Here is a 12,377-nt window from a genome sequence, read left to right on the forward strand (position 1 = left end):
AATATATTCATCTCTTAGTAATACATGGGACCCTTTTACTAATCAAGGTTTTAGGGTTTTCTTGGAGAACTATTTATGTTATGAAACGGGAATAGCTATGAGTATATTATTTTTACAATTTTTTCTAAAAAGAAAGAATCTATTTCATCAAAACTATTTAATTGTTCGCTATCTATATCTAATACAGCAAAAACTTCTTTATTTTTAAAAAGAGGAACAACTATTTCAGATCGCGATAAAGCACTACATGCAATATGTCCTGGGAATTTTTCTACATCGGGGACAATAATAGTTTTTTTCTGTTCCCATGCATATCCACAAACTCCTCTTCCATATTGTATTCTGGTACATGCTATTGTTCCTTGAAACGGACCTAAAATCAGTTCTTTCTTTTTTACAATATAAAAGCCCACCCAAAAAAAATGAAATACTTCTTTTAAAGCCGCACATATATTTGCCATATTTGCGATAGTATCTTTTTCTTTATGGGTGAGTGATACAAGTTGAGGGATTAAAGATTCGTATTTTTCTTTTTTTCCAACGTTTTTATCAATAATTAATGATTCTGACACTTTACTTATTTGCTTTTATGTCTTCTTTCATCGGAAACAGTGAGCTTATGTCTTCCCTTTGCTCTTCTTGATGCTAATACTCGTCTTCCATTAGCCGTAAGCATTCTTTTTCTGAATCCGTGTTTATTTCTTCTTTTTCTTTGTGATGGTTGAAATGTTCTTTTCATACAAAATTAATTCTGGTTTTGTGGTTTATATTTAATAATTATAATACAGATATGCGCATTAGTTCTTTCTATTTTTTTAACATAATTAATTTATTAAAAAAAACAGAAATCTATTTCTGAAAAACGATACTACAAAATAAAGTATTGTATATCGTTAATTATCCCAATCACTTCTATTACCCCTCCAATTTTTTTCATCCTTATTATAGGATTCCTCTTCGTTTTCAGGTGTATCAGAATAGTGTTCTGTTTCTCCTTCTACGTTATTGTACCGTGTTTTATTATAGGTATCATAATCATAGTCAGGTAATAATTCTGTTTTTACATAATCTATTGTTTCCCCTAAAGCATCAAAAAACTTATTAAAATCTTCTTTATATAGAAAAATTTTATGTTTTTCAAAAAATGTTACATCTTTTTGGTCTTCTTTACGTTTTAGTTCCGTAAGCACAATATAATAATCTCCGTTTTTGCTGTTCTTAATATCAAAAAAATAATTTCTTCTTTTCCCAGCACGCACTTTCTTGGAATAGACCGTATTACGGTCATTTTCATTAAAATCTTCCACTTGTTTTTAATTAACTATTGAAAAATATATAATTTATAAATAAAAATACTAAATATACTTGTTAAGTTTTTCTACTAATACTTGTTTTTGGACAAGCCCTATTGCTTTATCTACTAATTTTTGGTTTTGAAAAATAAGAAGTGTAGGGATACTTCTTATATCAAATTTTCCTGGTGTAAAAGGATTATTATCTACATCCATTTTTCCAATAATTGCTTTATTTTTAAACTCATCTGCTAGCTCTTCTATAACTGGACCTATCATTCTACAAGGACCACACCATTCTGCCCAAAAATCTACTAAAACGACTTTATTTGATTTTAAAATCTCATCAAAATTTAAATCTGTTATTTCTGTTGTTTTTTTCATGTATTATATTTTTATTGTATTATAAAATAATTTTTTCCCATTAAATACCCATCTGTATATATTTCCACAGTATATTTGCCTTTCATATACTCATTATTTTTTTCATAGAGAAAGGTCATTTTTTGTAATGTATTGTCATATAATATGTTTTGTTTTGCACTGAAATATGCTTCTTTTCCTTCCAATAGAAATGTTCCAGATCCTTTTGAAATATCAAAAATAGTATTTTTTTCCGGATTTATTATCTTAAGAAGTATATCTTTTCCATCTATTGGAGAAACTTTATTTTCTGGTATATCAAATTGTATTTTCAATGCAGATATTTTTCTTTCTTTTAATGCATCTGTTTTTTCTTTTCCGTTTTTATCAATATAAATTACTGTTATATTTTCTGCTTTCAGTTTAGATGCTATTGCTATTTTTTTTTCGAGTTCGTTTTTCGAGTTATTTATTCCTTGTAAAGAATCTGACAGTTTATTTTTTTCTACTTTTAGTTGTATATTTTCTTTGAATAAGAGTGCATTTGTGATTTGTAATTGTTTTATTTCTTCATCTTTTGCTACCAGTAATTCTCTGTACCCATCTACTTTACTTTTAAGGTTTTTTATTTGTTTGTTGGTTCTGTTTTTGAGAGATCGCATTTCTGCTTGCAGTTCTTTTTTTATGGTAAGCAAAGTGTCTATTTTTCCTCCGAGCTTATCTATTGTTTCTATTTTTTGTTGAAGTTCCGATTTTATGGAATCCATATCAAAATAGGTTTGTACTATTTCTTGTTCGTATTTTAGGTTATCTTGGTGTAATTTTTTATTTAAATTATGGTCTATTACCATTTTTATTAAGGATAGAATAAATAAAATAAATAATGATATTATTACTATTATTTCTTTTTTATTCTGAATATTTTTAAACATCTATGTATTTTATTCTTAAAAATTATTTTTTCTTATAATTCCCTTTTTTTATAGATTTAATAAGTGATGCCCAAGCAAATGGGTTTGTCAATGGGTTTGTTCTTACTTGATACTTATCAATACCGCTTTGGTAGTATTGATTCATGTAGTATCTATAATTATCAGATGCTGTCATAGGAATATTGTATGCTATATTATGTTCCATAATATGCTTCATAACAGTATTCAAATTCCTATAATCGTTCTCTATGGGCAGATTTAATGATAGTATTGCTTTTTTAAACAATTCTTCAGATGGGTATGGCAGTATTTCTATTGTTGGTAGGTGTAGTATATCTTCTTTTAGATCTATGACGAGTGTAAAATGGTCTCCTTTATTACCGGGTATAATCAAGGATTGTTTTTTATATCCTATTGCTGTTATAAGAATAGAATCTCCTACTAATGCGGGCATGGAAAAATATCCGTACATATTTGAGGTTGTTCCCCTTCCTCCTTTATTTACATAAATATGTACTCCTGGAACGCCTGTTATACTATCTGTTCCCAGAACTATTCCAGAAAATTGCACAATTTTTTTTTTTGATGGTGTTTGTGCTTTTACTTTTTGTGTGTTTATGAATATTATTATTACTATACAATAAAATATACATGTTTTGTATGTTCTCATAACAGTTTTTTATTAAAAATATTTTTTTATGGTACTGGGTCATATCCGTTTTTTTTTGTAAACATGTGACATTTACTGATTCGCTGTATAGAAATTTTCATTCCTTTCCATATTCCATATTTTACTATAGATTCTTTTGTATATTGTGAGCATGATGGGATAAACTTACAAGATGGTAAAAATAAAGGGGAAATACAATATTGATAAACAGAAATGAAAAAGATGATTGTTTTTCGAATAATTTTTATAAAATTAGGAAAATGCATAGTTAAAAATATATTTATGGGGTATTAATTTTTTGTTTTTCGGGAAGTAGTAAAGCTGTTGGGAATCGTTTCAGTACTTTTTTATGAGTAGGGTATGATTGCATTCTAGAATAAAAAAAACCTACTTTGACTTTATAGTTTGGTTGTACATATACTAATTGTGGTGGTTCTTCTAAATCTATTATTTTTGCATAAGCAAGGGCTTCTTCTGCTAATTTTCTATTTATTCCTGAATATACTTGTATAGTAAATCCTTCTATATAATCTTTTCCGCCATTTTTTTCTATGAGGATTTGTCTGAGTGTATCTAATTCTTGATTAATAGAGTGTTCGGGGATTGGTGTTATTGGATATGGATTATCATTTTCTGTAGGTTCTTCGTCAATAATTTCTCTGTATTTTTTATTTCTATAGATAGATAAGTCTTCACTGTATTTTTTTTTTGATGGTGAAGAAATATTACTTTGGTCTGTTATTTTTATATTGGTAATATTTTTATTACAGGAAGAAAATAAGAGAAGGAGTATCCAAACAATATTTTTTTTGATCTGTGTTTTATGTTTTTGATTCAATAGGTGCATATGAATATTAAGGATTAAGGGAATTTTTGGAATTTTTTAAAATTGGGTTTTCGTTTTTCTAAGAATGCTTTTTTGCCTTCTTGTGCTTCTTCGGTGAGGTAGTATAAAAGGGTAGCATTTCCTGCGAGTTCTTGGATACCTGCTTGTCCGTCTAATTCTGCATTGAATCCCATTTTGAGCATTCTAATGGCAAGTGGGCTGTGTTGCATTATCATTTGGCACCATTCTATGGTGGTTGGTTCTAAATTTTCTAAGGTAGTTATAGTGTTTATCAATCCCATTTCTAAAGCTTCTTTTGCAGAATATTGTTTGCAGAGAAACCATATTTCTCTTGCTTTTTTTTGTCCTACATGCCTTGCGAGAAAAGAAACTCCGAAACCTGCATCAAAACTTCCTACTTTTGGACCTGTTTGTCCAAAAATAGCATTTTCGGATGCTATTGTAAGATCACATACGACATGTAGAACATGCCCTCCCCCTATTGCAAATCCATTGACCATGGCTATTACGGGTTTGGGTAATGAACGGATTTTTTTTTGGAGTTCTAACACGTTCAAACGTGGGACTCCGTCTTCTCCTATATATCCGCCTATTCCTTTTACATTTTGGTCTCCTCCGCTGCAAAATGCTTTATCGCCTTCTCCAGTAATGATTACTACATAAATATCTGTTTTTTCTTTACAAAAATCTACTGCTTCTATCATTTCTTGGATGGTTAATGGTCTAAAAGCATTCCGAACTTGGGGTCTATTGATGGTTATTTTGGCTACGCCTTCAAAAAAATCAAAACGAATATCTGTATATTTTTTTATTGTTTTCCAATTATATTTTGAGGTCATTGGGCTTCTGGCGCTGTTTTCTTTTGTATTGCAGAGATAACGAGTCCTATAACAATACCTATAGATAATCCGAATACTAAGGTCATAAATGCCATTGTTCCTGGTTCAAAGAAGGTTTTTGAAATTTCAAGTACTTGGTCTATTTGCTCTTCTGACATTCCGGCTTCTTCCCATTTTGCTATTGCATCATCTTTTACTTTTTCCCTATAAGTAGGGTCTAGGAAGGAAAAATAGATGTAGAAAAAAATAGAATTTATTCCTGCGGATACGAGGGATAGAAGAGAAGATATCTTTACTCCCTCACCATAGCTCATAAATCCGTTGTTAGAGTTTTTATATGATTTTTGTGATATAAAAATATATGCTATTAAAAAAATAATAGTAACATACCCTAATTGTTTTTGTAAAGTAAAAGAAATAGGCAAAAGCATAATAATGAGTGAATATACCATGGATATACATCCGCATATCACCCCGTAACGAAACCCTGTTTCTACTGTTGTATTTTTTTGCATAAATATATAAGAGTTTAAATTGTTTTTATGAATATTTCTGTTGTGTTACTATTATAATTGTACATAAATGTATAACAAATAAAATTATGTACTATAATTACAATAATTTTCTTAAAATAGTATTTTCTAAAAATTATTTAGAAAATTGTTATGAATATCTCTCGATTTATTTATTTTTTGATAAAAATAAGAAATATAAAGTTTTTTGAGGGTAGATTTCATTTTTTATTATGGAATGGATTAAAACGAAAATAGGATCAAACAAGTATATAGTAATAAACAATATCATAGTATTATGGATTCAGAGGAAAAATTTGAAAGTTTAAGTCATAAGAAGTATATCCTTATTAAGGGGGCGCGGGTAAATAATCTTAAGAATATAGATGTATTTATTCCTCGCAATAAATTAGTTGTTATTACGGGAGTTTCGGGTTCGGGGAAGTCTTCTCTTGCTTTTGATACTTTGTTTGCAGAGGGACAGAGAAAGTATGTAGAAAGTTTAAATAGTTATATAAGACAATTTTTGGGGAAATTAGAGAAACCTGATGTGGATTATATCAAGGGTATTTCTCCGGCGATAGCGATAGAACAAAAAGTGGGGAGTGTCAATCCCAATTCTACGGTTGGTACTATTACAGAAATATATGAGTATATGAAAATGCTTTTTACACGTATAGGAGAAACAATTTCTCCGATAAGCGGGGAAAAAGTTACACGAGATAGTGTAACCTCGGTTGTAGATTGGATTTGTAGTTTTCCGGATGGAGAAAAAGTAATTATTACCTATTTTTTAAAGATAAAAGAAGGAAGAACTCTTGCTGATGAATTACGGATTCTTTTGGGAAAAGGATTTACAAGGGTTGTTATAAACGGAGAATTTGTATCTATAGAAGAGTTATTAGAAGAGAATGTTCATTTGACAGAAAGTGCTATAGAGGTATTAGTAGATAGAGTTTCTGTATCTAGAGAAGAAGGATGGGTGTTTCGGGTTTCCGACTCTATTCAAACGGCTTTTTATGAGGGTGAGGGGCGATGTTCTGTGGACATATTGGGTATTATAAAAAAGGAATTTTCGGATGTTTTTGAAAGAGATGGAATGGTATTTGAGGAGCCGTCTCTTAATTTTTTTAGTTTTAATAATGCGTATGGTATTTGTAAAAAATGTGATGGAAAAGGGAGTTTTATTGGTATAGATGAGAACCTCGTTATTCCTGATAAAAGTTTATCTGTAGCTGGCAATGCTGTGGATCCTTGGAATAAAGAGAAGCATAAAAAATGGTTTTCAACCTTTATGAAAAATGCTCTGAACGTCCAATTTCCACTTCTAAGCCCTTACAATACATTAACCGAATCAGAGAAAAAAATACTATGGCAAGGGGATTCAAAATTTGAGATAGAAGGTATAGATTCCTTTTTTAAAGGATTAGAACAAGATGCTTATTATAATTCTTATGATAGAACATTTTTTATGAAATATAAAAATAAAATAGTATGTCCTGATTGCAATGGGTCGCGATTAAGAAAGGATGCAGGATACGTAAAAATTAACGGAACCTCATTGATAGACCTGTGTATGATTTCTATAGATTCATTGTCTGCTTTTTTTGATAATCTTGTTTTAAGGGAATATGACAAAAAAGTATCCTATAGGATTTTAATAGAAATACAACAAAGATTGCAATATCTTCGCTACGTGGGCTTAGGATATTTGACAATTCAGCGTTCAGCAAATACTTTATCGGGAGGAGAACTTCAGCGGATAAAGTTATCTACTGCTTTGGGAAGTGCGTTAGTAGGTTCTTTGTATGTGTTAGACGAGCCGAGTATTGGTCTCCATCCAAAAGATACCGTAAATTTAGTGCAGGTATTAAAAAAACTAAGAGATATAGGGAATACAGTAGTAGTAGTAGAACATGAGGAGGAAGTTATGAGGGCATCAGATAGTATTATAGATATAGGTCCGGATGCGGGAGTTTTAGGAGGAAATTTAGTGTTTCAAGGAGTATGGGATGATTTATTACAAGAAAAAAAGTCGCATACGGGTAGGTTTTTGAGTGGTAAAGATTGTATAGAAGTACCTAAGAGAAGAAGAAAATGGGATAGTTCTGTAGATATTTATGATGCTCGTGAAAATAATCTCAAAAATATACATGTGAAAATTCCATTGCATATTATGACCGTCATCACAGGAGTGAGTGGTTCGGGAAAATCTACATTAGTAAAGCAGATTTTGAAACCTGCTTTGGAAAAAAATGCGGGAAGAAATCCTGATATTATAGGAAAATACGATAGAATAGTGGTAAATCCTCACAGAATATTACAGGTAGAAATGGTTGACCAGAATTCTATAGGTGTCTCTTCCCGCTCAAACCCTGTCTCGTATATGGAAGCATACGATGCCATTCGGGTTATATTTTCAGATCAACCTCTCTCCAAACAACAGAATTTTTATCCAGGAATGTTTTCTTTTAATGTATTAGGTGGACGATGTGAGACCTGTATGGGAGAAGGATTTATAAAAATTGAAATGCAGTTTATGGCGGATGTAAAAATTACTTGTGAAGAATGTAACGGGAAAAGGTTTAAAGAAGCAATTCTCGGGGTTACTTATAAGGAAAAAAATATCTACGAAGTTCTCAATATGACCGTAGATGAAGCGATAGAATATTTTTCGGATAAAAAGAACATTCTTGGCAAATTAAAACCCTTGCAAGATGTAGGATTAGGATATTTGCGGTTAGGTCAACCATCAAGTACTTTATCGGGTGGGGAAGCACAAAGGTTAAAACTTGCTTATTTTATAACAGAAAAGAAAAATTATGAAAATACGTTTTTCATTTTTGATGAGCCCACTACGGGATTACACTTTCATGATATAAAAAAACTGATGAAAGCTCTCAATATTTTAGTGGATATGGGTAGCACCGTTCTTATTATAGAGCATAATGTAGAAGTTATAAAATGTGCGGATTGGATTATTGATTTAGGTCCGGAGGCAGGAGAAAAAGGTGGACATATTTGCTTTCAAGGAACTCCTGAAAATATGATATTATTAGAGAATAATCATACAGCTCATTTTCTCAAGCAAAAACTTATTGAGAAAAAGTAAAAAAATATACTGTTTCATTACTAATAAGTGTAAAATTGAATATTTCTGTAAAATAGATTTCCGGAGGAGAATCAATTGTAATATTTAAAATGTAAATTTACAGAACCAACTTAAAAAATGGTAGAAGCTTATTTTTTTACTGATCTAAATGCTATTAAGTAAAGGGATAAGATGATAATAGCATTTATTGTGCGTAAAATGTTTGTATAGGAATTGGGTTTGGAATATCTTCATCTTGTATAAGTTGTTTCATATTTATTTCTATATTTCTTGCAATAGTTGTAACCGCTGTATCCGTAGGGATATTGCTAAAAGGGTCTTGTAAATGCTTCGCTGATTTTTCTAATAGAAAGAACGCAAGTGTGATAGATAACAAGAGTGTTAATTCGAAGTATATTGGAGTATTTTTTAAAGCTATAGAAAGGGTAACAGTAAAAAGATATATAAACCAGTGTAAAAATTTGCGATATGTGGTGGGAAATACTGTTGATTTAATCCTTTCACACATTCCCATTTGGTCACAAAAGGTTGTCATTATTTTACTTATTTCTATAAGAGTAAAAGTATTGAGATTTCCATTTTTTTTTAAGAGGGCAAGGTGGAAATTATTTTTTTGGAGTATTGCGAGGGGTTTATTATTATGTTGTTGTATAGATATAAAATCTTCTTCTGTTAGGTATTTTTCAATATTTTCTGTTGGATTTTGTCCTCTGAGTGTTTGTCCTAAGGAGTATAACCAAGCTATATGTCTGTATACTATTGTTTTTATTTCTGCTTTATTTTCTGTTTCCATAAATAGTTGGAGCTGGAGGGTAAGATTTCTGCTGTTATTTACTATTCCTCCCCAGATTTTTCTTGCTTCCCACCATCTATCGTAGGATTGATTTATTTTAAAGGAGAGAATGACTGATATAGCAGTACCTATAAAAGCGGGTATTCCTATTGGCATATCAGGAATTTTATTTTGGAATATATCTGTGAGGAAAGAGGTAGATATTCCTATTATAAAAATGTAGATAAAATCCATTTTTATTTTGTTAAAAACATAATTTATCGGTATGTGTTTATCTAATAACATATTTTTTTATTATATATTTTTATTTTATAAAGTGGGCCCACAAGGACTTGAACCTTGCACCCCCTGATTATGAGTCAGATGCTCTAACCGACTGAGCTATGGGCCCTCTATTTTTATATATATTGTTTATTAAAAAACATTCAAAAGTATTTTTAAATTTGTTTACTAAATGTTTATCAAAATAGAATAATGTAAAATTACTCTTTTTTTTTCTTTTTTCCAATAAATATATTTTTTTGCGTTTTTTTTTTTAAAAATAAGAGATTTTATTAAAAATACCTCTTAAAAATTTATTAATGTCAATTTTTATGTGCTAAATTAAAAAAACACGATTACATAAGTATGAGTTACCCTGAGAAGTTTTTCTTAGTTTATTGTTTGAAAATATATCCAAAATATTTGTAATTATTATTTTTTGAGTGCACTCCGAAAAGTCACTTTTAGTAGATTTATAATTTTGTAATTATTTGATTATTCATAGTTTTATTTTTTTATTAATGGGAGTATCTTTTTTTATAAATTATCTACTTCTGCTACCATAAAAGTACTTCCTCCAATAAATATCATATCTGTTTTTTTTGCTCTTTTTTTGGCTTCGGATATGGCGGCATTGACATCACTTGCGAGTTCTCCCTGCAATCCGTTTTGTATTGCTTCGGATAATAAAATATTTTTATCTAAAGCTCGGGGTATATTTGCTTGGGTAAAAAAATAGTAAGCATTTTTAGGAAGAATAGACCATATAGCATCTCGTTTTTTTTCTTTCACCATACCAAAAATAATAAAAAGATTCTCAAACGTTTCTAAAGAAATTTGTTTGAGAACTTCTTCTATTCCTGATTCGTTATGCCCTATATCTGCTATCATGAGCGGGGATTCTTGTATAATTTGCCATCTTCCTTTGAGTCCTGTAGTATTTTTTACTTCTTTTAATCCGTTGACTATGGCAGTATCGGGGATAGAGGTATTTTTTTTTCTCAGTTGGTATATGGTTTCTAAAATGCCTGGAATATTTTTTAAATAAAAAAGTCCATTTATATCTGTTTCTAAATTTTGAAAAAGCATCTCATTGTCAATAAAAACATCGGAGGTTTGGTTCTTGTGAGAATATGTTTTTCTCATCACTTTATATGCATCGGTGGTAAATATAATGTCAGCGTTATGTTCTTGTGCTTTTTTTTGAAAAATATCTCTTAAAAAAGGTTGTTCTACTCCGATGATAACAGGGGTGTTGTCTTTTATGATACCTGCTTTTTCTCCTGCAATGAGTTCTAAGGTATCTCCAAGTACTTCGGTATGGTCATAGCCAATGGAAGTGATGAGAGAAACTTCGGGATTAATAATATTAGTAGAATCTAAGCGTCCTCCTAATCCTGTTTCTATAACTGCAAAGTCCACTTTTTCTTGGGCAAAATAGCTGAATGCCATTGCAACTGTCATTTCAAAAAAACTGGGTTTGATATTATCTAATAAGGATTTATGAGTATTTACAAAGGTGGTTATGTAGGATGTAGGGATTTCTTTTCCATTTATTTTTATTCGTTCTGTAAAGCTTTTGAGATGGGGAGAGGTGTAAAGTCCTGTTTTGTAATGTGCTTTTTGCAGAATAGAGGCAATAGAGTGAGCAGTACTGCCTTTTCCATTAGTGCCTGCTATATGAATGGGTCGCCATTTTTTATGTGGATTTTCTAATGCTTCGCAGAGGAGTATGGTATTGGTTAAGTTTTTTTTAATAGCACTATTGCCTTCTCGTTGGTACATCGGAAGGTTTTTATAGAGATATTCTAATACTTCTATATAGTCCATATACGATTATTTTTTTGGTAGTTATTTCTATTTTGCAGTAATTAGGAAAGTAATTTTTCCTATTGATTCTTTGTTTTTTAAGCTTTCTGGGGAGGTGGGGCTAAAGGTAAGTTTTTCTATTGTTTCTTTATATATTTTTTCTACTTCGGGAGATACGTTGGATTCTAATGTTTTAACAGAAATGATATATCCGTCACTGTCTATTTTTATTTCAAAGATGATTTTTCCGCTTTCGTGACTTTTTTCTTCGGGTTTTGGTAGTTCATCCCATATCCAGCCGGTTATATCCAAAGAAGACGCATTAGGATTTCCCTTTTTGCTCTGTGCTTTTGTGTCATTGTCGTAGAGTCCTTTTTCATCAATAATGGGTTGCTTTGTCTCCGTTTTCTTTTCTGTCACTTCTTTGGTATTGTTCGGGATTGGTTTTTCGTTTTCTTTTGTTTCTGTCTTTGCTTCGGGCTTTAGCTCTGCTTGTATGTCCTTTGCTTCGGGGATAGCCTTATCAAGAGGAATCTCTGATTCGGTTTCTGTGGGAGCATCTGTGGATTCTTCGGGAGTAGGTTCATCGACAGAATGGGTAGGAGTGGCTTCTGTATTTATATCCGTAATTTCTTTGTTTTGGGGGATTTCTTGAGCAGAATAATTTGCTTCTCCTTCCGTGTCCAAAGCAATATCTATACCATACTGCTCTATGGGTGGGTCGGGAGGTGTCCACGCTATATACAGAGTAAGGAGTATAAGAAAAAGACAATGCAATGCAAAAGAAATAAAAAAAGCTATGCTTTCATTTTTAGGTCTGTTCATAAAAAAATGCGTTTGTGATACAAAATTAAAAAAATAAATATATACAAATTAAAAATAATAATCCCAATTCCCAAAACTTATATGATAAAAAAAACAATTCCTACCACTATTTATCCTTCTTC

Annotated in this window: 14 protein-coding genes and 1 tRNA gene; 1 reads left to right on the forward strand and 14 read right to left on the reverse strand. The window is 30.8% G+C overall.

What is annotated here, in order from left to right; all coding sequences use genetic code 11:
- Positions 1-95: 95 nt before the first annotated feature.
- The 10 genes from QM536_01085 to QM536_01130 form a co-directional block, all read right to left on the reverse strand.
- A complete protein-coding gene (locus tag QM536_01085) occupies positions 96-572 on the reverse strand; it encodes a GAF domain-containing protein (protein MDI9355607.1) in 477 nt (158 codons plus the stop codon).
- 5 nt (positions 573-577) lie between these two features.
- On the reverse strand, positions 578-739 hold the full coding sequence (gene rpmH, locus QM536_01090; GenBank protein MDI9355608.1) for a 50S ribosomal protein L34: 162 nt from the start codon (positions 737-739) through the stop codon (positions 578-580).
- Positions 740-893: 154 nt separating this feature from the next.
- Positions 894-1,307 (reverse strand): DUF3276 family protein, encoded by a 414-nt coding sequence (locus QM536_01095; GenBank protein MDI9355609.1) that lies wholly within the window; start codon positions 1,305-1,307, stop codon positions 894-896.
- 48 nt (positions 1,308-1,355) lie between these two features.
- On the reverse strand, positions 1,356-1,676 hold the full coding sequence (gene trxA, locus QM536_01100; protein ID MDI9355610.1) for a thioredoxin: 321 nt from the start codon (positions 1,674-1,676) through the stop codon (positions 1,356-1,358).
- Positions 1,677-1,687: 11 nt separating this feature from the next.
- Positions 1,688-2,587, reverse strand: coding sequence for a hypothetical protein (locus QM536_01105; GenBank protein MDI9355611.1), 900 nt, complete (start codon positions 2,585-2,587; stop codon positions 1,688-1,690).
- A gap of 22 nt (positions 2,588-2,609) precedes the next feature.
- The gene (locus tag QM536_01110) at positions 2,610-3,257 is read right to left on the reverse strand and encodes a carboxypeptidase-like regulatory domain-containing protein (GenBank protein ID MDI9355612.1); all 648 of its coding nucleotides are present in this window, start codon (positions 3,255-3,257) and stop codon (positions 2,610-2,612) included.
- A gap of 26 nt (positions 3,258-3,283) precedes the next feature.
- Entirely contained in the window at positions 3,284-3,523 is a 240-nt protein-coding gene (yidD, locus tag QM536_01115) for a membrane protein insertion efficiency factor YidD (GenBank protein ID MDI9355613.1), read from the reverse strand.
- 14 nt (positions 3,524-3,537) lie between these two features.
- On the reverse strand, positions 3,538-4,095 hold the full coding sequence (locus tag QM536_01120; protein MDI9355614.1) for a hypothetical protein: 558 nt from the start codon (positions 4,093-4,095) through the stop codon (positions 3,538-3,540).
- A gap of 23 nt (positions 4,096-4,118) precedes the next feature.
- Positions 4,119-4,943 (reverse strand): 1,4-dihydroxy-2-naphthoyl-CoA synthase, encoded by an 825-nt coding sequence (gene menB / locus QM536_01125; protein MDI9355615.1) that lies wholly within the window; start codon positions 4,941-4,943, stop codon positions 4,119-4,121.
- Complete coding sequence (locus QM536_01130; GenBank protein ID MDI9355616.1) at positions 4,940-5,458, reverse strand: DUF4199 domain-containing protein; 519 nt, start codon at positions 5,456-5,458, stop codon at positions 4,940-4,942. The genes menB and QM536_01130 overlap by 4 nt, the downstream gene beginning before the upstream one ends.
- 295 nt (positions 5,459-5,753) lie before the next feature.
- Here QM536_01130 and uvrA point away from each other — a divergent pair, with 295 nt between their 5' ends.
- Positions 5,754-8,567, forward strand: a complete 2,814-nt coding sequence (gene uvrA, locus QM536_01135) for an excinuclease ABC subunit UvrA (protein ID MDI9355617.1) — start codon at positions 5,754-5,756, stop codon at positions 8,565-8,567.
- A gap of 184 nt (positions 8,568-8,751) precedes the next feature.
- On the opposite strand, the gene QM536_01140 is transcribed toward uvrA, so the two are convergent.
- The 4 genes from QM536_01140 to QM536_01155 all read right to left on the reverse strand — a co-directional run bounded on the left by QM536_01140 (position 8,752) and on the right by QM536_01155 (position 12,255).
- Positions 8,752-9,594 (reverse strand): bestrophin family ion channel, encoded by an 843-nt coding sequence (locus QM536_01140; protein ID MDI9355618.1) that lies wholly within the window; start codon positions 9,592-9,594, stop codon positions 8,752-8,754.
- Positions 9,595-9,677: 83 nt separating this feature from the next.
- Positions 9,678-9,751 (reverse strand) — tRNA-Ile (locus QM536_01145).
- Between the two features lie 407 nt (positions 9,752-10,158).
- Positions 10,159-11,451: a Mur ligase family protein gene (locus QM536_01150; GenBank protein ID MDI9355619.1), complete on the reverse strand. Its 1,293-nt coding sequence runs from the start codon at positions 11,449-11,451 to the stop codon at positions 10,159-10,161.
- A gap of 27 nt (positions 11,452-11,478) precedes the next feature.
- Entirely contained in the window at positions 11,479-12,255 is a 777-nt protein-coding gene (locus QM536_01155) for a hypothetical protein (GenBank protein MDI9355620.1), read from the reverse strand.
- Between the last annotated feature and the right edge of the window lie 122 nt (positions 12,256-12,377).

It is taken from the genome of Chitinophagaceae bacterium, assembly GCA_030053935.1.
Taxonomy (GTDB): Bacteria; Bacteroidota; Bacteroidia; order Cytophagales; family JASGCU01; genus JASGCU01.

Coding starts and splice junctions, on each gene's coding strand:
- QM536_01140 (MDI9355618.1), bottom strand. CDS start 9,594: ATGGATTTTATCTACATTTTTATAATAGGAATATCTACCTCTTTCCTC.
- uvrA (MDI9355617.1), top strand. CDS start 5,754: ATGGATTCAGAGGAAAAATTTGAAAGTTTAAGTCATAAGAAGTATATC.
- QM536_01110 (MDI9355612.1), bottom strand. CDS start 3,257: ATGAGAACATACAAAACATGTATATTTTATTGTATAGTAATAATAATA.
- rpmH (MDI9355608.1), bottom strand. CDS start 739: ATGAAAAGAACATTTCAACCATCACAAAGAAAAAGAAGAAATAAACAC.
- QM536_01150 (MDI9355619.1), bottom strand. CDS start 11,451: ATGGACTATATAGAAGTATTAGAATATCTCTATAAAAACCTTCCGATG.
- QM536_01105 (MDI9355611.1), bottom strand. CDS start 2,587: ATGTTTAAAAATATTCAGAATAAAAAAGAAATAATAGTAATAATATCA.
- menB (MDI9355615.1), bottom strand. CDS start 4,943: ATGACCTCAAAATATAATTGGAAAACAATAAAAAAATATACAGATATT.
- QM536_01130 (MDI9355616.1), bottom strand. CDS start 5,458: ATGCAAAAAAATACAACAGTAGAAACAGGGTTTCGTTACGGGGTGATA.
- QM536_01155 (MDI9355620.1), bottom strand. CDS start 12,255: ATGAACAGACCTAAAAATGAAAGCATAGCTTTTTTTATTTCTTTTGCA.
- yidD (MDI9355613.1), bottom strand. CDS start 3,523: ATGCATTTTCCTAATTTTATAAAAATTATTCGAAAAACAATCATCTTT.
- trxA (MDI9355610.1), bottom strand. CDS start 1,676: ATGAAAAAAACAACAGAAATAACAGATTTAAATTTTGATGAGATTTTA.